The following is a 22401-nucleotide window of genomic DNA, read 5'->3' as shown; positions in this document are numbered from 1 at the left end:
ACGGCCCGGCCTTCCAGGGGCTCACCGAACTCACCGCGATCGGCGAATCACACATCCGCGGCACGATCACCACACCCCCCGCGCCCGGAGCGCTGTTGGACAACGTCGGACAGCTCCTCGGCTACTGGATCACGGCGACCCGGACCGAACGGACCGTGGTCTTCCCGGTCGGTATGCGTCTGATGCGCTTCTTCGGCCCGCATCCGGCCCCGGGCACACCGGTGGAGTGCCTGATCAGGATCACCTCGCTGACCGATACCGCGCTCGAGGCCGACGCACAGCTGCTGATCGGCGGCGAGGTGTGGGCGGAGCTGTCCGGCTGGCAGGACCGCCGGTTCGACAACCATCCCGAAACCCGGCCCGTGGAGCGCTTCCCGCAGCGCAACACGTTGTCCCGGCCCCAGCGGGGCGGCTGGGTGCTGCTCCATGAGCGTTGGCCCGACCTGGCCTCCCGCGACCTGATCATGCGTAACCACCTGGGCAGCGACGAGCGCACTGCATATGAACACCAGCCGCCACGCGGCCGCAGACAGTGGCTGCTGGGCAGGATCGCGGCCAAGGACGCCGTACGACGATGGCTCTGGGACCACGGCGAAGGCCCGGTCTTCCCCGCCGAGATCGGGATCCGCGAGGACGCCCAGGGGCGCCCGTACGCCATCGGCGTGCACGGCCGGACCCTGCCCGAACTGGCGCTCTCGCTGGCACACCGGGCCGGGACCGGGGTCGCCCTCGTGGTGCCGCGCCACGCGAACGGCGCCGCAGGTCCCGGTATCGCCCTCGAAGAGGTCACCGACCACGATGACGTGGCCGTCGCCCTCGCCCGGCCGGAGCGGGAACTCCTCGCGGCCGTGACGGCCCGGACCGGTGGATCACTCGGCCGCTGGGCCACCGTCTTCCGGGCCGCGAAGGAGGCGGTCGCCACGGCGGAGGGGACGGGTCTCCGCGACCGGCCACGGGACCTGGCCATCGCCGAGGTACGGCCGGGAACGGGCCACCCCGACGCGCCACCGGCTCGGCTCATCGTCGAGGTGGCGGCCACCGCCCCCGGCCGGCCCCCGCGCCGCTACGAGGTCCACACCATCACCATCGCCAACCCGCCCGGACTGCCGGACCGGGACTACGCCGTGGCCTGGACGACCGGCCCGGACCACCAGGAACAGGACGAGGAGAGCGATCAGTGACCACCGTCAACCAGACCGCCCCGTCACCCGCCGCCGACGCACCGGCCGAGGCACCGGTCAGCGCGCCGGTCGACGCACCGGCCGTGCTCGCGGAGATATCCGGGATGCTCCGGACGATGCTCGACGAATACGGCCTCGACGATATCGAGGTCACCATGGCGACCCGCTTCACCGAGGATCTGGAGCTGGAGAGCATCGACCTGGTGACACTGGCCGGCAGCCTGGAGGCCCGGTACGGCAGACAGGTCAACTTCGCCGAGTTCGTGGCCGACCTCGAGCTCGACGAGATCATCGACCTCACCGTGGGACAGCTCGTCGAGTATGTCGTCCGGTGCCTCAGGGCCGCTCGGGAGCGCTGACCATGGCAATGATCGACACCGACCACGCCACCGACCACGACGGATCACACACCGGGACGGACGGTGTCCGACTGCATGTCCAGCGGCTGTCCCCGCCCGACGGCCGTCCGCCCACCGCCACCGCCGTGCTCATCCACGGTCTGCTCACCGACTCCCTCGCCAGCTGGTACTTCACGGTGGCCCCGGACCTCGCCGCCGCCGGACTCGAGGTGGTGATGTACGACCAGCGGGGACACGGCCGCAGCGAGCGCCCCGGCTCCGGCTACCGGCTGGACACCTTCGTCACCGATCTGGAGCGGCTGCTCGACCGGCTGGACATCACCGGTCCGGTCCACCTCGTGGGCAACTGCTTCGGCGGAACGGTGGCGTTCGCCTACGCCATGCGCCATCCGGAGCGGGTGGCCGGTATCGCGGTGATCGAGGCGAAGCCCGCCACCGAGAGCTGGCTGACCGAGATCAGCGGGATCCTCCGGCGGGTCGAGGAGGAACTGGTCGTCCATGAGGCCGAGTCGCTGGCCTGGGTCAGCGCCCACCGGGGCGCCCACACCGCACGGCTGGCCAAGTCGGCCGCCCGCCTGGTCCGTACGACCACCATCGCCGAGGACGTACCCGCGAGCCGGGTGGTGAGCGAGGAGCAGGTCCGCGCGGTGCGCTGCCCGGTGCTGGCCGTCTACGGCGCCGATTCCGAACTCGCCGGGCAGGAGCGGTGGTTGGAGTCGGTGCTGCCCGGCACCCGGACCGTCGTCCTGCCGGGGCAGGGCCACTCGGTCCTCGCCGAGGCACCCACGCGCATCCGCGAACTGCTGCTGTCCTGGATCCACGAGCGCGAACACGAATGTGAACACGAGCGCCGAACGGCCACCGGCACCGCAGCGGCGGGCCCGGAGGCCGATGCCTCATGAGCGAACCGAGCAGAGATCCGGAAGCCTCACCCCGCACACCCCGCCGCTTTCTCTTCGTCGTGCCGCCGCTCGTCGGCCACGTCAACCCCACCCTCGGCATCGCGGCCGAACTCACCGCCAGGGGGCACCAGGTGGCCTGGGCCGGGATGTCCGAGGTCGTCCAGCGGCTGACCGGGCAGGGGACGACGGTCTATCGCTGCGCCGGGCCGGTGCTGGGCGAGGGCGGGGCGGGCCGGCCACCGGACGTACGCGGTCCTGCGGCGCTGAAGTTCCTGTGGGAGCGGTTCCTGGTACCGCTCGCCGAGGCCATGGCCCCGGGCGTGGCCGAGGCCATCGAGGAGTTCCGCCCCGATGTGGTGATCGCCGACCAGCAGACCGTGGCGGGCGCACTGGTGGCCGAACGGCTGGGGGCGCGCTGGGCCACATCCGCCACCACCTCGGCGGAGTTCACGGGTGCGCTGGACGGAATGCCCAAGATCGACGCCTGGCTGGACGGGCTGCTGCACGAGGTGCGGGGCCGGATCGGCGACCCGGACGGCACGGCCGATCCCCGGTTCTCACCGGATCTCGTCCTCGCCTTCACCACCGAGGAGCTGGCTGGACGACCGGCCCGGGCGGGTGACCGCATCCACTATGTTGGCCCGTCGATCGCCGATCGACCGGCCACGACGGACTTCCCCTGGGAGTGGCTGGACCCCACGCGCCCCGCCGTCCTCATCACGCTCGGCACCGCGAACACCGACGCCGGGGCGCGCTTCCTCACCGAGTGCCTGGAGGCCGTACGGGCGCGGGCCGGTCGTTTCCAGACGGTCATCGTCGACCCCGACGATGTACTCGCCCGGGCCTCTCAGGACATCCAGAGCATGCCCGCGACCCCGGACGACAGCGAGATCCTGGTGCGCCGCTACGTTCCCCAACTCGCCCTACTGCAAAGGGTGAACGCGGTCGTGTGCCACGCGGGCCACAACACCGTCTGCGAAAGCCTCTGGCACGGCGTACCGCTCGTCGTGGCGCCCATCCGGGACGACCAGCCGGTGGTGGCCGCCCAGGTGGTGGACGCGGGCGCGGGCATCCGGGTGCGCTTCGGCAGGGCGCGGGCGGCGGTCGTCGGCGAGGCGCTCGACGCCGTGCTGGACGAACCGCGCTACCGCGCCGCGGCCGAGCGCGTGGGCGCGTCCTTCCGCGCGGCGGGCGGTGCCACCGCGGCCGCCACCCATCTGGAGCGGCTGGCCACCGCGAGCTCCGCTACCCATGCCACAGCGGTCGCCCCCCAGTCCACCGCGATCGCCGCTACTCATGCCACAGCGGTCGCCCCCCACGCCACCGCGAGCGCCGCCACCCACGCCACCGCGAACCCGGAAGGGGAACGATGAGCCGCGAGAGTGCCCTGCCCCGCGCACCGGAGAAGCCGTCCCGGGCCGAGACCGTCGCCGCGCTGCGCCCCCGCTACCAGGCCGATCTGGCGCGGGGCACCGAGCGGTTCTTCGAACCCCGCCGCACGGACTGCCCGTGGTGCGGCTCCACGCGGCTGGTGCGGCGGCTGCGCACCAAGGACCGGTACCAGAGCAAACCCGGCCGCTTCCGGCTCGACAGATGCCGGGACTGCCGCCATGTCTTCCAGAACCCGCGGCTGAACGACGACGGCCTGGAGTTCTACTACCGCGACTTCTACGACGGGATGGGGGAGATCGAGCTCGGCAATGTCTTCTCCGGGAGGGACAAGGTGTACCGGCGGCGCGCGATGTTCCAGGAGCCCTCCGCCGAGCCCCCGAAGACCTGGCTCGATGTCGGCACCGGACACGGCCACTTCCCCGAAGTGGCCCGTACCGTCTTCCCCGGCACCCGCTTCGACGGACTCGACTTCACCGCCGGCGTCGAACTGGCCGAGCGGACGGGCCGCATCGACCGGGCCATCCGCGGCAGCTTCCCCGAGTTGGCCGAGGAGCGGCTGGCCGGGTGCTACGACGTGGTGAGCATGTTCCACTACCTGGAGCACAGCACGGACCCCCGCGCCGAACTCCGCGCCGCCCGCCGCGCCCTGCGGCCCGGCGGCCATCTGCTGATCGAGGTGCCCGACCCGGAGTGCTGGTTCGGCCGGCTCTTCGGCCGGTTCTGGCTCCCCTGGCTCCAGCCCCAGCATCTGCATTTCCTTCCGGTGGCCAACCTCCGCGAGGAGCTGACCGCGCTGGGCTTCACCGTGACCGACGAACAGCACCGCGAGCCGTCGGACACCGTAGATCTGCTCGGCGCCGTCTGGCTGACGCTCAACGCGATCGCCCCGCCGGATGACGCCCCCTCCCTCGCCAGGCCGCCCGGCCGGCTCCGCTGGCTGCTGCGGTGCGCGATCCTGCTGGCGGGCGTGCCCGCCCTCGTGGTCGCGACCACCCTCGATCGTCTGCTGCTCAAACCGCTGGCGGGGCTCGGCAAGATGTCCAATGCCTATCGGGTGGTGGCCCGGTGTGATGCCTCCGCCCGTTCCGGCCCCCGTTGAGGAACCCGGGGATGGTCGCCGCCCGTCTGATCGCCTCGCTGCTGGCCTCCGTCGCCATGGGCCGGCTGTGGATCCGGGCGGGCCGTGAGGAGCGGCTGCGGCTGCCGAAGGGGCCGGTCGGGCACGCGCCCGGCGCGAGCCGCGCGGAGGAGTTCCGGCTCTCGCTCCAGCATGACTTCCCGCGTGCCGGGGGCTTGCTCGTGGTCGGCGCGGCGGCCGCGGCCACGTTCAATGCCCCGCCGGGGCCGGACTTCAGGGGCCCGTCGCCGTGTCGCCGGGCCGTGGCGGCTCCTCCTCGGATGTCTCCTGGGCCTGCGGTGGCGGCGGCTCGGTGGCGGCCAGGGCCGCCGGCATCCCGCCGGGTTTGCTGTTGACGTAGGTGGTGAGCCGGTGCACCTGACGTTCCAGGGCCCTGATCCGGTCCACGATGTCCTCGGGCAGGTTCGCCATCAGTCTGCCTCCTCCAGATACAGATCGGCGGTCTCCGGACGTCCCCGCTCCGGGGCGGTGACCTTGATGCCGACGACGCGGTAGCGGGCGTCCAGCCCCTCGGAGAACCACACGTCCTTGATGCGCAGCCGCACGGTCGTGCCGAGCAGCGCGGGTGTGGTGCCCGAGCCGAGGCGGATCCGCACCGAGGGGATGACCACCGTGCCGCGCAGAGCGGCGAGTTCGGATCGGGCGAACGCGTCGAGCGTCGCCTTGTCGGTGACATTGCTGTGGTCGGACGAGGTGTCCAGACGGGGGAACCCGGCCGCGAGGAGATCCTCGGCCACCTGTTCCCCGGACATCACCGGGCCGCCCGCCCCGCCCTCCGGGGTGCCGCCCCTGGCCCGCGCGGTCGTCCCGCCGCGCGTGGCGTCGCGGGGGAAGGAGTACGACAGCACATCGCCCGGCAGATCCAGCATCACCGGCTGGCTGCCCACCCGGATCGTCGGAGAGCCCAGCTGGAGCAGTTTCACCCGCCGTCCGGTCACCGGATCCCGGTACACGGCGATCCGGTGCTCGAAACCCGGCTCCATCGCCGCGAGTTGCCCGATCGCCTCCTCCACCAGGGTCTCGTCACCGTCGCTGTAGGCCACCGTACGGGCCGCGGTGGGGCCCGTCGGCTCGTACTCCACGCCGATGTGGCCGCCCTCGGACCCCTGCATGTAGTCCCACAGCCGGCGGACGATCTCCAGATGGTCGAGCGCGGTGAAGGTCAGATTCGCGCGGATGTAGCGACGGCCCGCGTAGGAGTCGAAGGTGGCCGCCTGTAGCCCGACCGTGGTGAGGCCCCGGTCGTCCGTGGCCGGGGTCAGGGTCCAGACGATGCCACCCCAGCAGACCTCGTCACCCCGCTCCAGATAGACGGCGGTGCGCCCCTCCACCAGCTCCCGGATCCGCCGGGCCATCCGGGCGTCGGGCACCGGAAGGGTCGCGGTCAGGGATCCCGGCTTGCCGAGGTAGTCGTCGTACTCCACCTCCCGCAGGGGCAGTACATCGATGGCCTGGTCGGTGCGCAGATCGGTGAAGACGGCGCGGTAGCGGGCGTCCACGGCGCCTCACGCCACCGGGTCCACGCGGACGAAGCGGTTGTCGAAGTGCACACGCGTCCCCGCGATCGAGGAACGGTAGGCGGCGGTCGCCGTGTAGACGGCACCGGGGGTGAGGTTCCCCACCGGGAAACAGGTGGAGATCGAGGCCCGCCCGGCACCGTCGAGGATCGCCGCGCGGTCGTCGGACGGAGCGAGCACCTCGGTGCCGTTCTGCGTCCTGAGCCGGAACGATTTGTACGCGGTGGCGCCCCCGTCGGCAGCCGTGAAGGCGCCGAAGGTGAGGGACACCCACCGGGACGCCGGGGCGGTGAAGGTGGCGGTGAGCGTGGCGACGGTGTCGGTGAGCATCTCCTGATAGGTGGCGGAGGTGGTGGCTCCCCAGTCCGCCGTGTGCCGGAGCACGGTGTCCGGAATGTACTTCGTCCACTGGGCGCCGTCCCAGCGCTCCAGCCGGCCGCCCGCGTCGCGGTACTGCCCGGCATACGCCCCGTTGTGCGGCGCGCCGCCCGCGGCGGGGACGATGCCGCCGAGCGCCGCGGTGTAGCGGCGGCGGTCGGTGATGGCGGAGGCCCAGGTGATGCCCTTGGCCGCGGACGCCCCGGCGGGGACGGCGATCTCGTAGAGAAGCTCCGCGTTCTTGGGCATGGCCGGGGCGGTGGGGGAGCCGGCCGGGGTGCCCTGGAGGAGTTCCAGAGCGGCCTCGTACTTCCCGGAGCCGTCGTAGTCGGTGTCGTAGACCCGTACGACGAGCGCGTCCACACGGGACAGGCTGGAGTGCCCATCGGCGATGGTCAGCAGGGTGTCGGAGTCGACGGTGACCGGATAGCCGCCCTGCGATCCGGTGGAGGTTCCCGGTATCCACACCTGGCCCGGGGAGAGCTTGGCCTGCATACCGGTGGCGGTGGTGCCGGTGAGCTGCAGCCCGCCGAACACGCATCCCGCCCGGGTCAGCAGCGGTCCGGTGGAGGCCATGCCGAGGCTGACGGCCAGCCGGGTGTCCTCACGGGTCTGGCCGGTGGGCAGATGCCAGGCGGAACGGACGGTCATAAGACGGCTCCCACGGTCATCAGAGAACTCCTCGCGGTCGTACGGGCGTTATGGATCGGAGCGGATGATGGGGCGGCGCGGAGCCTCACCACTCGGCGCGGCGCCAGGTGATCGTGGCGGTGGCTCCCTCCCCTCCCGACGCCGCGCGGAAGGACAGTTGCGAGGTCCCGGACGGCAGGGTGAACGACTCCTCCGGGGCGCTGCCCGGTGTGGCGGTATGGCGGCGCGACGCGGTGCCGTTGAACATCACGGTCCCCTCGGCGGTGTCGACGACCAGTTCGTCGTCCGGGGCCAGGGTGATCGCGTATTCCAGCCAGTCGCCGCCGGTCCGATTGGCCAGCCGCGGACGGGTGCACGGCCCGGTGAAGGTGATCACCGGGTGGGCGGGTGCGCTGCCGTCGTTCTCCACCGAGAGATCGCCGGTGGAACCGGGCGCGCCCCAGGCCAGCGGCCAGCTGAGCGGCCAGGTCAGCCCCGCCTCCGGCTGGGGGAGCCCGGCGGTGTCCCGCCGCCCCACCGCCTCGTAACGGCGGGGGTCGGACGCCTTCCACTGGAGCGTCATCCTGGCCAGGCGGCTCGCGGCGAACTGCCGGTCGGTGGGGACCACGCGCTGGGTGACCCGGGCCCGTACGGCCAGCGTCTCGCCGTGCAGGCGTACGGCCAGCCACTCCTCGTCATCGCGTACGGCGGTGGCGGCGCGCAGCGTGCGCAGCGCGTCCCGCACGGCCTCCGGCCCGGCGTCCGGGTCGGGCGCGAACCACACCTGCGCGGTGACCGTACGGGCCTGCGCCCACTGTGAGCCGGGCCAGCCGCCGTGCCCGACGGGGCGGTCCGCGTCGGAGGTGTCCAGCGCGGGCAACTCCTCCCAGCCGGTGAGCCCTTCGGCGGCGATCCAGTAGTCGGTGCCGGGACCCATCAGCAGCCCGGCCCACTGCACCTGCCCGTCGGTGGTGATCAGCGGCCCCGGCTCGGTGGCGGTGGTCTCGTCCGCCATGTCACCCCCTCGCCTTCATCAGGAACATCAGATCCTCGGCGGTCTGCCGGGCGCTGGAGCCCGGGGCTTCGTGGTAGTGCTCGATGACGAATCCGCCGCCCGGCCTGCCGGATCCCGCCAGGGCGGGTGCGGGCCCGGTGCGGGCGAGCAGTGTGCTCAGCCGGTTCAGTGGCAGCACCGCCTCGGCCTGCCCGCCCTCGGCGAGCAGCGCGAGCGTGCCACCGGGGCGCGGCAGCACGATGCCGCCCTGGGCGAGCGTGGGGATGGTGGGGATGTTCACCCCGAACGACTGGCCGCCGATCCCGGGCACCCATGAGGGCACCGAGACCTTGACCCGGTTCAAGGCGCCGATCGCCCGGTTGACCAGCCCGATCACCCCGTTGAGCGGCCCGCGCACGGCGCCGAGCACCGCGCTGAAGGCACCCCGGACGATACCCGCCAGCCCGCTGAAGGCGCGCTGGATGCCGTTGCGGGCGGAACGGAAGGCGCCCGGGATCCGCTCCGAGAAGAAGGACAGCAGGGGTCGGACCACGGCCATGATGGCGTGGATGACCGTGGTGATGATGGTCTTGTAGATGTTGAAGTACGTCTTCACGACGGTCCAGATGACCTTCAGCACGACCGTGAACGCCGTCTTGATGCCGTTCCAGGTCGTCTGGACCACTTGTTTCGCCACGCGCATGGTGGAGCCGATGACCTGGCCGATGATCCTGAAGGCCGCTTGGACGATGCGCTGGACCGTCTTGGACTGCATCGCCATGTCGACGAGCTTCATGATCAGCGGCATCAGCAGTGCCATGATGGCACCGAACACGTTTGACTTCATGGCGGTGTTCAGGCCCTTCTGGGCCGTTGTCACCCCCTGGAGCCCCGTCTTCATCCGCCCCATCAGCCCACCCCCGGTCGCCGCGCCGCGGCCCGCGGTGGTCATGGAGCGGCCGCTCTTGGCGACGCTGCGCTCGGCGGCGTTGGCCTCTCGCTGCAGGGTGCGCATGGAGTTGGCCGACTTGTCCACGTCGCCCTTGACGCGGCCGACGGCGGAGCCCGCCTGTGTCGCGGTACGGGCGAACCGGGAGACGCTGGTATCGGTCTGGCCCACGGTGCTGCGCAGGCCGCGGAAGCCGGAGACGGATCGGTTGAGCGCTTGTACCAACGACATGGACGGTTCCTCCTCAGCCGAGGGCCCTGACGAGACCGCTCAGGCGCCGCTCCAGTTCGTTGATGGCCCGGCTCGCCTCATTGATGTCCCGCACGTTCGACACCCGACCGGGTGGCATGGAGCCGCGGGCGTTGCTCGCGGCCGTGCGCTGCCGCCGGTGGGCGGCCTCCGCCTTCTGCAGTGCGTCCTTGCCCCTTCGCAACGCTTGCTGACTGTCCCGCTCGGCCTTTTCGGCGATCTCACGGACGGCCCTGATGCTGGTCTTGACGGCTTCGGCGGCCTCCGCCTTTTCGGCGATCTCGCGGACGGCCTGGATGCTGCTCTTGAGGGATTCGGCATCCAGACCCTTTGCCTTGTCGCGCATCTCCTGCAGGTCGAACAGCGTCTTCTCGGCATTGAACAGCTTGAATCCGGCGGAGGCACCGGTAAATTCGGCTGAGCCCCACTTGACGGCCCCAGTGATACCGGTGACCTCCGCCTTCAGGGCATTGGCCTCCGAGTTCAAGCCGGTGATCGCCTGTTTCACCAAGGCGTGCTCGACGTTCCACTCCTTGAGCTTCTTGTCCAGTGTCTTTCGCAGGTCCTGCACCGTACCGAGCAGCTCCCGCACGATGTCCGCCATCATTCCCTCCAGCAGGTCACCCGAAGAACCGCGCCAACTCCGCCGCCGTCGGCGTGTGGTCCGCGACGGCCGGGGCCGGGCCATCGGGCGGGCCGTCGGACGTATCGGCGGCCTCGGCCCCCGGCCTCGGCACCGGCGCCGGCGCCTCCGGCGGGTCCGCGTACTCGTCGCGGTTGGCCGACGCGAACATCCAGTTGGCGATCGCCAAGTGGTCCACGACCGCCGCCAGCAGATGGTCTGTCAGCCCCCACTCCGCGGCCTCGCCCTCCCGCGCCCGTACGAACGCCGAGTCCGGCGGAAGGTGGCGCACCAGGACCGCCAGGCGCCGCGAGGACAGCGCCTCGCGGTGCCAGTCGAGCAGGTCGACGCCGTAGTACCGCAGCAGATCGGCCTCCAGCGCCTCGGCGTGCTCCTCCACGAGCGCGCCGAGGCTCAGCCTTCCCCCACGCCGAGCCCGGTGTCCTGGCCGTACGCCTCGAGGATCGCGGCGATGTCCAGCACACTCACCTCGTGTTGGCACAGCCGCTGGTAGCTCTCCTCGCCCATGAGGAGGGCGAGCAGCCCGTCCAGGTCGTTGTCCTTCAGCTCGGCCAGCGCGTGCGCCGAGCGGCGGGGGATCTCGGTGGGCAGGGAGAACGTCTCCCCGTCCACCTCGAAGTCCCAGGTCAGGCCCAGCGCTTCCAGGCGCTGGGCGCGGGCGGCGTTGACGTTGAACGTGGCCATGGCGGCGGCTCCTTCGCGATGCGACGTGGCGGGGAGGGGATCAGGATCGGGCGAACGCGGGGTCGTTCATCAGCCAGGTGGCGAGCGGAGTGTCGTTGTCCACGGCCAGCGCCGTGAACGTGACCCCGAGCCGGACCGCGGCCGTGCGGGTGAGCTGGAGCTCCTCGGTCTCGGTGACCTGGCCGCGGCGGAGGACGAACCGGTACTTGATGACATCGCCGTCCGCGAACTCCACGCCCAGCATCCGCTCGTCCTTCTTTGGCTCGGCGGCGAGTTCGTAGCGGTACACCTTCGAACCGGCCTCCGTCTCCGCCACCGCGTCGCCGCCGAAGAAGAACGGCAGGGTGTCCTCGTTGAGCTGGAGCAGCTGGAACTTCACGGTGAGGTCGCGGTCGGAGTAGACGAAGCGGGCCGGGCTGACCGACTGCCAGGTGTCCACCGGGTCGATCTTGTCCTTCTTGTTGAACTTGATGCCGTCGGTGGTGGTGTACCCGAGGTCCTGCCAGCCCGTGTCCCACGCCGTGGAGACATCGGGCGGGACGGTGGTGCCGAGCGGGGCGGTCAGGATGCGGCCGGTCCCCGCGACACGGATCTCATTGGGGTTCATTCCGGGCATGCGATTGCTCCTTGTGGCGTGGTGATGAGGGCAAGCGGTCGGCGATGACGTGGCCTACGCCGGGCGGATGGAGAGCCGGGCCGTGGACACATAGCGGCTGGCGGCGGCGTGCAGGTAGTCGGGCAGCCACCGGGGGCCGTCCACCTCGGAGACATCGGTGACACAGGCGGTGCCGAACGTGGTGCCGCGCACGGTGAACAGCGCCGTACGGGCGGCCGTGGCGACCGTGTGGGCCGTGGGCTTGTCCGGGCCGTACACCTCGAGGTCGACCAGCGGCTGGTCCAGATGGATGTCCTCGATCCAGACGCCACCCGCCCGGGAGACCAGCACGGCCTTCTGCGTCCCGTCGAAGTCCGGCGGGGTCCGGTTGTCCACGAGTACCCCGGCCAGTTCGGGGCGGTTCTTCAGATGCTCGACGACGAGGCGTTCGACGTCGGGAAAGATCACCAAGGGCTCGGTCATGCGCGCACTCCTTGCTGTGGTCAGGGGCTGCGCACAGCGAAAAGCGGCGGGGCCGTGGCCCCTCCAGGGGGCACAGCTCCGCCGCTGGCACCAAGTGTGATGCAGTGGATGCCCATTGACAACCACTTGTCGTCACTTATGTCGAGATGACCATGGGTCTCGCAGGTCACGTACGTCGTCGTGTGGCCCGCTCGGCCGCGAACACGTCCTCCAGCCGATAGAGGAACGCCTTGCCCTGGCGCCCCGCGGGACGCAGATGCTTCAGCTGCACCCACTTGCGGATGGTGGCCGGGGTGACACCCACCTCCACGGCGGCCACGGCGGCGGTCAGCAACGGATACTCGGGCGCCTGTGTGGTCCTCATCGGCTCACCGCCACGACGGTGGAACCTTCGTCCAGGGCGGCGGTGATCTCCTCCAGGGCGAGCGCGCCGCCGGCCGCCAGCTCCGCCCACTCGCCCTCCGGCCAGGAGTGCCGATGTGCCCGGTCCGCGTGGCAGCCGCACGCGGTGTGCGGGCAGCGGCAGCCGGGGTTGATGCACAGCACCGCCCGGCGCAGCGGAAAGGCCCGCAGCGAGACCGAGGCGCACAGCGGGCACCGGCCGCGCAGCCGGACCACGGGCTCGGTGTCCCCGAGCACCCCCGAGCAGCGCCGCGCCATTCCGCTGACCTCGTTCAGCAGATGGCGCATCAGCAATGGGTCGGTCTCGACCCGTTCCAGCAGCCTCGCGAGACGGGCCAGTCTGACCTCGACCGTTCCCCTGCTCGTGGGCGGCAGCCCGAGCCGGTCGTGGACGGCCTCCTCCAACTCCACGACGCCGTCGGTGATGTCGCGTACGGTGTCGGAGACCCGCAGGCGTAACGGCGCCGAGGGCCCGCGGCGGTCGGCGCCTCCCCGCTGCCGGCCGAGGCCGGGACGATGCGGGGCGGGCGCCAACTCCGCCTGGAGCTCGGGGAATTGCCGTATCAGGACGATGATCCAGTGGCTCGCTCTGATGCGGTCAGGGTGCGCAAGTGCGTCATTGGTCAACAGAACCCCCCAGGTCGTCTGCTTCTTCGCTCCCTAGGGACCCCGGTCCACGCGGAACGGTTCCCACCGGAAGGGCGCGCGGAAGCGGGGATCAGGGGGCGCCGAAGCGGGCCTCAGGAAGGCGCCGCGGCGAGCGTCAGGGGAGGATCGAGTCGACGTAGCCGCCGTCCACGCGCACGGCTCCGCCGGTGGTGGCCGAGGCGAAGGAAGAGCTCAGGTAGACCGCCATATTGGCGATCTCCTCGGGCTCGATCAGGCGCTGGAGCAGCGACTGCGGCCGGTGCTTGGCCATGAACTCCCGCTGGGCCTCGTCCCAGGGCAGCTCCGGGTCCACCAGTTCGTACACGAAGTCCTCGACTCCGCCGGTGTGGGTCGGCCCGGCGATCAGCGAGTTGACCGTGACCCCGGTGCCGGCCGCATCCTTGGCGAAGCCACGGGTGACGGCGAGCAGCGCGGTCTTCGACGTCCCGTAGTGGATCATCTCGGCGGGGATGACGACGGCGGAGTCACTGGCGACGTTCAGGATCCGGCCCCAGGAGCGGTCCTTCATCCCGGGCAGGAAGCTGCGGATCATCCGGACGGAGGCCAGGACGTTCACCTCGAAATAGCGCCGCCACTCATCGTCGCTGATCTCCAGTGGCGGAGTGGCCCCGAAGATGCCGAGGTTGTTGACCAGGACATCGGCTTCCGGCACGGCGCTGGTGACCTGGCGGGCGCCGTCCTCGGTGGTGATGTCACCGGGGGCGGAGACGAACGAGCCGCCCTCGGTGTCCTCCTCCAGCTTCTGGATGGCGGCCTCGACGGACTCCTGTCGACGCCCGTTGACGGCGACACGGGCCCCCGCCCGCGCCAGCCCGGCGGCGATGGCGAATCCGATGCCCTGCGTGGAGCCGGTGACCAGGGCGGTCTTACCGGAAAGGTCGATCTGCACGGCGCTCCTTCATCGATGCCTTATTGCTTGCGTGCGCCTTTAGTTGCACACGCGCCATACTAGCCTAGCCCGATGCGACGACGGCCGTGGCCGCTCAGGACCCATGGCGGACCTCGATATGCCCCCGCAGCCTCGGATCGCGCGAGGAGGAGCCCACTTCCACGGTCCGGCGCCCGGTGCCCAGTACCCATCCATGGCGTTCGGAGTCCCATGCGGACAGCGCCCGGGCGGCCACCCGCACCGTCACCTTCCGCGCCTGGCCGGGCCGCAGATGGACCCGCCGGAATCCCGCCAGGGACCGCTCGGCCTGGGCGAGCGGCAGATCGGGTGATGGCCCCACATACACCTGGGCCACCTCCGCCCCGGCGCGCCGCCCGGTGTTGCGCACGGTGAAGACCGCCTCCAGGCCGTTTCCGCGCCGCCGCAGCCGCAGCCTCGCATAGGCGAAGGTGGTGTACGACAGGCCGTGGCCGAAGGGGAAGAGGGGCCGCACCCCCTCGGCGTCGTACCAGCGATAGCCGACATGGACGCCCTCGGAGTACTCCTCGCGGCCGTTCACCCCGGGGTAGCGCCGGGGGTCTCCGGTCATCGGATGGCGCTCGTCGGAGACGGGGAAGGACTGGGTGAGCCTGCCGCCGGGGTTGGCGTCGCCGAAGAGCAGGGCGGTGGTGGCGGCGGCGCCCTCCTGACCGGGGTAGTACATCTGGAGGACGGCGCCGGTGCGCTCCAGCCAGGGCATCGAGGTGCACGACGAGGTGTTCAGGACGACGGTCGTGCGCGGATTGGCCTTGGCGACGGCGGCGATCAGCGCGTTCTGGTGGCCGGGGAGGGCGATGGTGGCCCGGTCCCTGCCCTCGGTGGCGTCCTCGTAGCCGAAGAGCACCACGCTGTGCGCGGCGCGGGCGGCGCGCACGGCCTCGGCCACATCGGCGGCGCGCGTGGCGGAGGTGGTGCGGCGCAGCCGGAAGGCCAGCCCCTTTCCGCCACCCTTGGCGGTGACCTTCAGCCGGTGCTTTCCCGCCGTCAGTTCGACGGCCGCCCGGCGCACGGTGAGGCCGTCCGGGGCGGCGCTGACGAAGCCACCGGTGAAGTACTCGCCCAGGCCGGGCCGGAACGGGAACAGCTCCTCGCCGTCGAGCAGGACCTTCGGGCGGCCGGCGGGCGGGCCGCTGAAGTGCAGGACGAACGTCCACTCATCGGCCTCGGCCACGGTGAGGGTGCCGTCGTACGTCCAGTTCTTGCCCGCCGCCACCTGCCGCTTCTCCAGCCCGGCGGCCGGGGAGAGCGCGGAGGCGGGGATCTTCTTGCCGAACACGTCCTCGCCCAGGGCGTAGTCCACCCTGGCCCCCTTTCCGGCGCGCTCCCGGATCGTCTCCAGCGGGCTCGCGGCGTGGTCGGGGACCACATGGGCGCTGCCGCCGCCACTGACGAAGGGGATGGAGCCGGTGGGCCCGACCACGGCGATCGACCGGGCGGCGGACCCGGTCAGCGGCAGTGTGCCGCGCTCATTGCGCAGCAGGATGCCGCCCGCCGTGGCGACCTTCAGCGCGGTGCGCGCCCCGGCCCCGGGGTCCCGGCCGGGCCGGGACGGGGCGCCGCCGTCCAGCAGGCCGAAGCGGTCCATGACGGTCAGGACGCGGCCGGCCGCGCGGTCCACCTCGGCCTCCGGTACGGTCCCGTCGGCCACCGCCTTCCGCAGGGCGTCGCCGAAGTACTTGCCGTCCGGCATCTCCATGTCGAGCCCGGCGCCGAGGGCCGCCGCGGTGCTGTGGGCGGCGTGCCAGTCGGTCATCACCCAGCCGTCGAAACCCCAGTCCTCGCGCAGCACCCCGGTCAGCAGCGGCCCGCTCTCACAGGCGAAGGCCCCGTTGACCTTGTTGTAGGCGCCCATGACCGCCCCCGCGCCCGCCCGTACGGCCGCCTCGAAGCCGGGCAGCTCCATCTCCCGCATCGTCCGCTCGTCGACGATGACATCGATCGACTCCCGCTCGTGCTCCTGGTTGTTCATGGCGAAGTGCTTGACGGTGGCGATCAGGCCCTCGCCCTGGATACCGCGCACCTCCTCGGCCACCAGCTCGGAGGTCAGCAGGGGGTCCTCGCCGAAGGTCTCGAAGTCGCGCCCGGCGTACGGGGTGCGGATGAGATTGACCATGGGGGAGAGCAGCACATCCTGGCCCAGCGCACGGCCCTCGCGCCCGATGGTGCGCCCGTACTCGCGCGCCAGGGCCGGGTCGAAGGCGGAGGCGAGCAGCACCGGCGCGGGCAGCGCGGTGGCATGCCGGGTGACCCGTACGCCGGCGGGCCCGTCCGCGAGCCGCAGTGGCGGAACGCCGAGCCGGGGGACACCCGGGGTGTACCCCGCCTGCCCGAGGCTGTGGGGATCCTTCGCGCCGTGCAGCAGCGCAAGCTTCTCCTCGAGGGTCATCCGGCCGAGGAGGGAGTCCACCCGGGAGCCGGGCTCGGGGGCGAGTCCGGTGGCGGCTCCGGGGCCGGAAGCGGGCGCGGCAGCGGCCGCAGGCCACCGGTCCCCACCGGTGGCGGCGACGGCCATCGCCCCTCCCAGGAGGGACAGGGCGGAACGGCGTGACAGGGCGCCCGGCATGGCGTCACTCCATCTCTCGCGGCTCGAAGACGTGTGTGTACGCAGGCGTGCTGACGTGGCTCCGGTGTCCGTCGGCTGAACACCGTGCGGACATCACATCACGGGGTGGGCCGCTCGTCGGGGTGCGCCGGGTTTCGGGATCGAGGTGTCGCCGGTCAGCGCGCGGCGATCCGCGCGGCCACGCAGAGGTCCTCGTTGCGGTAGCCGAGGCGGGTGTAGAGCCGTTCGGCGGGGGCGTTGTCGGCGAGCTGCCACAGGGTGCAGAAGCCGTACCGGCGTACGGCGTACCGGGTGAGCCAGGAGGTCAGCGCCGCGCCGAGCCCCTGGCCGCGCAGCCGGGCGTCGGTCGCCACGGACGCCATCAGCGGGGCGCCGCTGTCCCGCAGACTGCTCAGGGCACCGCAGGCCGCCAGCCGCCCGTCCTCGTCCCGGATCCCGGCCCACAGGCTGATACCGGCGGAGCCGGGGCCGGTCGAATGGCCCGGGCTGTGCTCCCGCAGGAAGGCCAGCAGCTCCTCGTGGTGGTGTTCGCCGAGCTCGGCCACCCGCTCCTCACCCGGATGGGCGGGCGGTTCGTCCGGCGTCCAGCGGAAGACCCACTCGACCACATCGGCGAGTGGCAGATGGCGGGAGACCAGGCTGTCGGTGCCACGGGGGCCGGTGAACTCCCTCACATGCTCGGGGAGGCGCTGTGCCGCGCCCAGCACCAGCCCTGCGGCGGGCACCGGCTCCCCGACGCTCCACACATGGCCACGGGGGCCGTCGAGCCAGGCCACGGCCCCGGTACCGGCCCAGCTGAGCCGGTCGGCCGACCGCCGGCGCGCCGCGCCGAAGCGCAGCAGAGCGGAGCCCGGGCGGTTCTCCAGGCCCTGGGTGAACAGATCCGCGGTGCGGGGAGGAAACGTCGTGGACTGCATCACTCTCGGGGGAAGGAGCTCACAGGGGAGAGGGGATGGGGAGGGCGGCGGTCCACTCTGACACACAGCCCCTGGCCGGGCGCAAACGCGGTGGACCCCGCCTGGGGGCGGGGTCCACTGTCACGGGGAGACACGGGTGCGTGCTGGGCGCCTCAGGTGCGGTAGGCGTAGTAGAGCGAGTTCGGGTACGAGGCGATGATGCTGGCCACGGACTTCCGGTAGGTGTTCACCGAGTGGTAGGTCATGTACGGCACACCGCTGGAGCTCCGGTAGGTGACGATCATGGTGTGGTCCTTGGACCCGTCCTTGTCGAAGTCCATCTGCATGACGTCACCGACGCCCATGTAGTAGACGTTCGCCAGGTTGGTGGCCCGCTTGGCGTCCAGGGTGAACCAGGACCACTCGTTGGCGCCCACCCAGGACGTCGACTGGTACGAGGTGTCGTACCACCAGCTGCGGTAGTCCTCGGCGTCGCCGGACTTGTTGGCCCAGCCGCCCGCCTTCAGGGACTGGCTCACGAAGTTGGTGCAGTCCCCACCGGCCTCGTTGAACTTCCGGTAGGCGGGGTTGTAGTTCTGCCAGTACTTCTCCGCGTACGAGGCCATCGCCGCGTAGTCGTAGCTTCCGGCGGGCTTCGTCTGCGGCTGGGACGGCTTGGAGATGGCGGCGGGCGTCGCCTCGGGCAGGGCCGTCGTGCGGGCCGTCGCCACCCGCGCCGTGGCGGGCTCGTTGACCGCCAGCGGGCCGTCGTCGGTCGAGGTGAGGCCGGTCAGCTGCCACTTCCCGTCCGCCGTGGCGGCGAAGCTCAGCCGGTGGTGCGCCTGGAAGCCGGTGGTCGCGGGCTCGTCGCCGCGTATCTTCTTGTAGCTCAGCGTCGTGGTCTCGGTGGCCTGGACCGTGGCGTGCCCGGCCTCGACCCGTATCCGGTCCACCGCCACCCGGGTGTCGGCGGAGGTGTACGCCTCGCCCAGGGCCGCGAGCCGCGCCTTGCGGGTGCGTAGCGTGGCCAGCGCGGTGTCCTCCGTCCGGGTCTGCCCGGCCGACAGGCGGACGTTCTTCTCGGCGAGCGGGGCCGCGCGCCGCACCGACGGCTTGTTGTTGTCCAGCAGAGCCGCCGTGCGCTGGGTCAGCACCGCGTCGGCCAGCCGTCCGAAGGACTGCGCGGTCGCGGTGTCCACGGCGCCGGCCGCCGCCGGGCTCTCCGCCGCGCTCGCGGCGGAGGCGGGCAGGACCACGGCGGACAGGGCCGCCGTCAGCACGGCCCCCACGGCGGATCTGAAGGTCGTTGACTTCACGTGTATTTCCCCTCCACACCCCCGGACCGGACGGGCCGGGGTCACCGAATCATCACATGAACTCCGTGCCTGTGGAGTTCATGTGACGATTTCGGCTGCGCGGAGGCCGGGCCCGGTCCGGCCCGGCGCCGTCACCAGGTGACGGGCAGTTCGTGCGCTCCGTAGATGACCATGTCGCTGCGCATCCGGACCTCCTCCGGGGGCACGGCGAGCCGCAGCCCCGGGAACCGGCGGAGCAGTCCGCGGTAGCCCGCCACCAGCTCGATCCTGGCCAGATGCTGCCCCAGACACTGATGGATGCCGTAGCCGAAGGCGAGGTGACTGCTGCGGGGCCGTCCGACGTCGAGCGTGTCCGGGTCGTCCACCAGCGCCGGGTCCCGGTTCGCCGCCGGGACCGAGACGGCCACGGACTGGCCCGCGGTGACGGTGACACCGCCGACGACGACGTCCTCCAGCGCGATACGGACGGGGAAGGCGTTGACGATGCTCAGGTAACGCAGCAGCTCCTCGACGGCCTGGGGCAGGAGCGACTCGTCGGCCCGCAGCCGCTCCAGCTGCTCGGAGTCGCGCAGCAGGGCGAAGGTGCCGAGGCTGAGCATGTTGGTGGTGGTCTCGTGACCGGCGATCAGCAGCAGTCCCGCGATGCCGCCGATCTCCTCGTCGTTGAGCTCGTCGACGGCGGTCAGCAGGGAGATCAGATCGTCCCGCGGGTCCTTGCGCTTGGCCTTGACCAGGGTGCGCAGGAAGGTGTCGAGCTCGGTCTTCCCGGCGACGAATTCCGCATCGGTGCGGTCCTGGCGGAGCAGTTGCGCGGCGACGGACTGGAAGAGCTCCCGCTCCTCGTACGGCACGCCGAGCATCTCGCAGATCACCAGCGAGGGAATGGGCAGGGCGAAGTGCCGCACCAGGTCGGCCGGTTTGCCCGCCGCCTCCAGCGTGTCCAGCTGGTCGGCCACGATGTCCTCGATGCGGGCCTCCAGCTCGCGCATCCGACGCACCGTGAAGTACCGCGTGAGCTGCCCCCGGTAGTGGCCGTGTTCCGGTGCGTCCATGGCAAGGAACGACCCCGGCCCGCTGCTCCGGTCCCTGCGGACCGACTCGGGGACCGGCCGCATCGCGTCGTCGCCACGCCAGCGCTCGGCGCTGAACCGGGGGTCCCGCAGCACCTCCCGCGCCTCGTGATACCCGGTCACCAGCCAGCCGACGCTGCCGCCGACGAACCTCAGCGGGCTGATCGGCGGCCCGGTGAGCAGCGCGCGTGCCGGGTTGATGTAGTCGTCCCGCTCTTTCGGATACGAAGGGAGGTCGTGGAGATCTCGCAGGTCGTCATGGGTCGTGGGCATCGGAGCGTTCACGATGGCTCTCCTTCGTGATCCTCGAACTGTCCCGGGGCGAACGTCCCGGAGCCGTCGGCCGCGGTCTTCGATAGGGAACGCTACCGATAGGGTTCCCTACTGAACAGGGGGACAGATCGGCTACCGTACGGATCTGGCCAGGTTTCCGAACAGCTGGGGGAGAGGGGCACACCGATGCCGCCGCAGCGGTCAAAGACCGTCGAATCGCTGATCGTCGGGGCGGAGCGGGCGTTCGCCGAACGCGGCTTCCATGGGGCGTCGATCGGCTACATCTGCCAGTGCGCGGGCAGGACCACCGGGGCCTTCTACTCCAACTACGACAGCAAGCTGAAGCTCTTCCTCGATGTCTTCCGGCGGCACGGCGACCGCACCGCCGACTACATCGGGGAGCGGATCGACGAGATGGACACCGAGCGGGATCTGGCCCCCCAGCTCGCCCGGACCTTCGCCGAGATCTTCAACGGCGAGCACCTGGACGCCCGATGGGTCTTCATCCACCTGGAATTCCGGCTGATGGCGCTCCGGGACGGCGATGCCGCCACCGCGCTGGTGGACCACGAGAAGCGGTTCAGCCGCCGGATCGGCACCATGCTGGACGGGCTGTTCGACCGGGCGGGCCACCGGCCCGCCCTGCGGGGGACCGAACTGGCCGCGCTGCTCGGCGCGATGACGCGCGGCATCAAGCTCGACCGGGGCATCTACGCGGCGGGCGGTGTCGACGACCCGCTCTCCACCGACCAGGTGGCGATGGCGCTGGAAGGCCTGTTCCGCTCGGTGGCCTAAAGGCCGGTCCCGATCCGTCGGGCTGACCCGCCACGGCCCCGTGCAGGGCCCTGGCCTGCGCGGACACCCCCGAGGCGACAGGCCCGCCCCGCGAAACCGGGCCGCGATCTGCACAGGACCCTGCGCGCCTGGATCGACGCGAACACCGACGCCCAGCGGACCGCCCGCCATCTCGGTCTGAGCCGGAACACCGTCAGGGCCCATCTGCGGGCCGCCGAACACCTGCTCAGCCGGGATCTGCTCACCACCGGCTCCGGGATCCACGACCTGGTGCACGCACTGCACATCAGCGGGCTCCACCCGGGGGACTGACTGCGCACCGTGCACATGTCGCGGGCGGGCGATGCGCACCGTGCACCGTTGCCCGCCCCCGTGATCCGCTTTAGCGTCACTCCTGCCGCACCGCGCGGGAAACGAAGCCCCGCCTCCCAGCGTGGCGGGCGGTCTGTATCACCACGAGGGGAGTGATGCAGACCGGCGCCGTACGGTGCTCACAGCTCCGAGGGCTTCTTTCCCGCGGTGGGCGCGGTTCGCGCTCGGGGACGTGCCGGTACACGTCCCCGAGTGACGGCGAGCACCGCGCCCGACAGCAGCACCAGGGCGCCCAGGGCCTGCAGACCGCCGAAGGACTCGCCCAGGAAGACCATGGCGCACACGGTGTTGACCACCGGGACCATGAACATCATCAAGGACGCGGACGCGGGACCCACCGCCCCCACTCCCCGGTAGTACAGGAGATTGGCCACGGCGGCCGGGCCGATCGCGAGGAACACCACGTTCAGCCAGAGGCCGGCCGGCAGCCCGTCCCAGTGCACCTCGCCGAGGTCGGGCGCGGCGAGGACCCCCAGCAGCACCGCCCCCGCACACGTCGCGTACGTCGTGGCGCGCAGCGGGTCGATCCCGGCCAGCACCCGGGGCCCGATGAGCGTGTACGCGGCCCAGCACACCGCGCTGAGCAGATACAGCAGATCGCCCGAGAGCCGGGTGGTGCCGCCGTGTGCGCTGCCGCCCGCGCCGAAGAAGAACACCACCGCCCCGGCGAGCCCGAGGGCGAGCCCCGCCAGCCGCCCCCCGGAGGCCCGCTCGCGGCCGGTGACCAGGAGGAAGGCGCTGGTCAGCACCGGGCTGAGGACGGGAATGACGATGCCCGCGTCGAGCGAGGGCGCCAGCGAAAGCCCCCAGAAGAAGAATCCGTTGTAGGCGAAGACCCCCAGGACGCCCGCGAGCGCCGCGCGCCGCCCGCCGCCCCGCGCGGAGGCCGGGGTGGCCGGGGTGGCCGCCGGTTTGCCGAAGACCGCCACCGCCGCCAGCAGGGCGACCGCCCCGCCACCGAAGCGCAGCAGCGCCGCCACGGTGTGCGGCAGCTGGGCCACCACCGACTTGGAGCTGGAGAAG

General features: G+C 71.5%; 25 protein-coding genes. 7 read left to right on the top strand and 18 right to left on the bottom strand.

Annotation, left to right across the window (positions count from 1 at the left end):
• The 5 genes from GWI24_RS18415 to GWI24_RS18395 form a co-directional block, all read left to right on the top strand.
• The coding region (locus tag GWI24_RS18415) for a polyketide synthase dehydratase domain-containing protein (RefSeq protein WP_210947039.1) at positions 1 to 1181 on the top strand (1181 nt) is incomplete at its 5' end.
• Positions 1178 to 1540 (top strand): acyl carrier protein, encoded by a 363-nt coding sequence (locus tag GWI24_RS18410; protein WP_374103312.1) that lies wholly within the window; start codon positions 1178 to 1180, stop codon positions 1538 to 1540. The genes GWI24_RS18415 and GWI24_RS18410, both read left to right, overlap by 4 nt.
• Before the next feature lie 2 nt (positions 1541 to 1542).
• Positions 1543 to 2442 carry an alpha/beta fold hydrolase gene (locus tag GWI24_RS18405; RefSeq protein WP_374103311.1) on the top strand — a complete coding sequence of 300 codons (900 nt, stop codon included), beginning with the start codon at positions 1543 to 1545 and terminating at the stop codon, positions 2440 to 2442.
• Entirely contained in the window at positions 2439 to 3815 is a 1377-nt protein-coding gene (locus GWI24_RS18400) for a glycosyltransferase (protein WP_210947038.1), read from the top strand. Before GWI24_RS18405 ends, GWI24_RS18400 begins: the two co-directional genes overlap by 4 nt.
• Positions 3812 to 4933, top strand: a complete 1122-nt coding sequence (locus tag GWI24_RS18395; RefSeq protein WP_210947037.1) for a class I SAM-dependent methyltransferase — start codon at positions 3812 to 3814, stop codon at positions 4931 to 4933. Before GWI24_RS18400 ends, GWI24_RS18395 begins: the two co-directional genes overlap by 4 nt.
• 252 nt (positions 4934 to 5185) lie before the next feature.
• Here the strand turns inward: GWI24_RS18395 and GWI24_RS18390 are convergent, their stop codons facing one another.
• The 17 genes from GWI24_RS18390 to GWI24_RS18310 all read right to left on the bottom strand — a co-directional run bounded on the left by GWI24_RS18390 (position 5186) and on the right by GWI24_RS18310 (position 20223).
• The gene (locus tag GWI24_RS18390) at positions 5186 to 5383 is read right to left on the bottom strand and encodes a hypothetical protein (RefSeq protein WP_210947036.1); all 198 of its coding nucleotides are present in this window, start codon (positions 5381 to 5383) and stop codon (positions 5186 to 5188) included.
• Positions 5383 to 6471 (bottom strand): hypothetical protein, encoded by a 1089-nt coding sequence (locus tag GWI24_RS18385; RefSeq protein WP_210947035.1) that lies wholly within the window; start codon positions 6469 to 6471, stop codon positions 5383 to 5385. Before GWI24_RS18385 ends, GWI24_RS18390 begins: the two co-directional genes overlap by 1 nt.
• Positions 6472 to 6477: 6 nt before the next feature.
• Positions 6478 to 7518, bottom strand: coding sequence for a hypothetical protein (locus GWI24_RS18380; protein WP_210947034.1), 1041 nt, complete (start codon positions 7516 to 7518; stop codon positions 6478 to 6480).
• Positions 7519 to 7603: 85 nt separating this feature from the next.
• Positions 7604 to 8512 (bottom strand): phage tail domain-containing protein, encoded by a 909-nt coding sequence (locus GWI24_RS18375; RefSeq protein WP_210947033.1) that lies wholly within the window; start codon positions 8510 to 8512, stop codon positions 7604 to 7606.
• Between the two features lies 1 nt (position 8513).
• On the bottom strand, positions 8514 to 9671 hold the full coding sequence (locus GWI24_RS18370; protein ID WP_210947032.1) for a hypothetical protein: 1158 nt from the start codon (positions 9669 to 9671) through the stop codon (positions 8514 to 8516).
• Between the two features lie 13 nt (positions 9672 to 9684).
• The gene (locus GWI24_RS18365) at positions 9685 to 10296 is read right to left on the bottom strand and encodes a hypothetical protein (RefSeq protein WP_210947031.1); all 612 of its coding nucleotides are present in this window, start codon (positions 10294 to 10296) and stop codon (positions 9685 to 9687) included.
• Positions 10297 to 10309: 13 nt separating this feature from the next.
• Positions 10310 to 10711, bottom strand: a complete 402-nt coding sequence (locus tag GWI24_RS18360; protein WP_210947030.1) for a hypothetical protein — start codon at positions 10709 to 10711, stop codon at positions 10310 to 10312.
• A gap of 14 nt (positions 10712 to 10725) precedes the next feature.
• Entirely contained in the window at positions 10726 to 11016 is a 291-nt protein-coding gene (locus GWI24_RS18355; RefSeq protein WP_210947029.1) for a hypothetical protein, read from the bottom strand.
• A 40-nt stretch (positions 11017 to 11056) separates the two neighbouring features.
• Positions 11057 to 11632, bottom strand: a complete 576-nt coding sequence (locus tag GWI24_RS18350; protein WP_210947028.1) for a phage tail protein — start codon at positions 11630 to 11632, stop codon at positions 11057 to 11059.
• Between the two features lie 54 nt (positions 11633 to 11686).
• Complete coding sequence (locus GWI24_RS18345) at positions 11687 to 12094, bottom strand: hypothetical protein (protein WP_210947027.1); 408 nt, start codon at positions 12092 to 12094, stop codon at positions 11687 to 11689.
• A 166-nt stretch (positions 12095 to 12260) separates the two neighbouring features.
• The gene (locus tag GWI24_RS18340; RefSeq protein WP_037953897.1) at positions 12261 to 12458 is read right to left on the bottom strand and encodes a helix-turn-helix domain-containing protein; all 198 of its coding nucleotides are present in this window, start codon (positions 12456 to 12458) and stop codon (positions 12261 to 12263) included.
• Complete coding sequence (locus tag GWI24_RS18335) at positions 12455 to 13123, bottom strand: hypothetical protein (protein WP_210947026.1); 669 nt, start codon at positions 13121 to 13123, stop codon at positions 12455 to 12457. The genes GWI24_RS18340 and GWI24_RS18335 overlap by 4 nt, the downstream gene beginning before the upstream one ends.
• A 136-nt stretch (positions 13124 to 13259) precedes the next feature.
• On the bottom strand, positions 13260 to 14054 hold the full coding sequence (locus GWI24_RS18330; protein ID WP_210947025.1) for an SDR family NAD(P)-dependent oxidoreductase: 795 nt from the start codon (positions 14052 to 14054) through the stop codon (positions 13260 to 13262).
• A 94-nt stretch (positions 14055 to 14148) separates the two neighbouring features.
• Positions 14149 to 16656, bottom strand: a complete 2508-nt coding sequence (locus tag GWI24_RS18325) for a beta-glucosidase (protein WP_210947024.1) — start codon at positions 16654 to 16656, stop codon at positions 14149 to 14151.
• A 155-nt stretch (positions 16657 to 16811) separates the two neighbouring features.
• The gene (locus tag GWI24_RS18320; protein WP_210947023.1) at positions 16812 to 17573 is read right to left on the bottom strand and encodes a GNAT family N-acetyltransferase; all 762 of its coding nucleotides are present in this window, start codon (positions 17571 to 17573) and stop codon (positions 16812 to 16814) included.
• A gap of 152 nt (positions 17574 to 17725) precedes the next feature.
• Complete coding sequence (locus GWI24_RS18315; protein ID WP_210947022.1) at positions 17726 to 18868, bottom strand: amidase domain-containing protein; 1143 nt, start codon at positions 18866 to 18868, stop codon at positions 17726 to 17728.
• 131 nt (positions 18869 to 18999) lie between these two features.
• A complete protein-coding gene (locus GWI24_RS18310) occupies positions 19000 to 20223 on the bottom strand; it encodes a cytochrome P450 (protein WP_210947021.1) in 1224 nt (407 codons plus the stop codon).
• Positions 20224 to 20397: 174 nt separating this feature from the next.
• On the opposite strand from GWI24_RS18310, the gene GWI24_RS18305 reads away from it, so the two are divergent.
• Positions 20398 to 21006 (top strand): TetR/AcrR family transcriptional regulator, encoded by a 609-nt coding sequence (locus GWI24_RS18305; protein WP_210947020.1) that lies wholly within the window; start codon positions 20398 to 20400, stop codon positions 21004 to 21006.
• Between the two features lie 12 nt (positions 21007 to 21018).
• Positions 21019 to 21318 (top strand): helix-turn-helix domain-containing protein, encoded by a 300-nt coding sequence (locus GWI24_RS46570; protein WP_308343741.1) that lies wholly within the window; start codon positions 21019 to 21021, stop codon positions 21316 to 21318.
• 179 nt (positions 21319 to 21497) lie between these two features.
• Here the strand turns inward: GWI24_RS46570 and GWI24_RS18295 are convergent.
• Positions 21498 to 22401: DMT family transporter (locus GWI24_RS18295; protein WP_210947019.1), on the bottom strand; the 904-nt coding region annotated here is incomplete at its 5' end.

The sequence above is a fragment of the Streptomyces sp. MK37H genome (assembly GCF_018035285.1).
Classification (GTDB): Bacteria; Actinomycetota; Actinomycetes; order Streptomycetales; family Streptomycetaceae; genus Streptomyces; species Streptomyces endocoffeicus.
The sequence above is the reverse complement of the archived record's forward strand: the minus strand, read 5'-3'. Positions and strand labels throughout refer to the sequence as shown.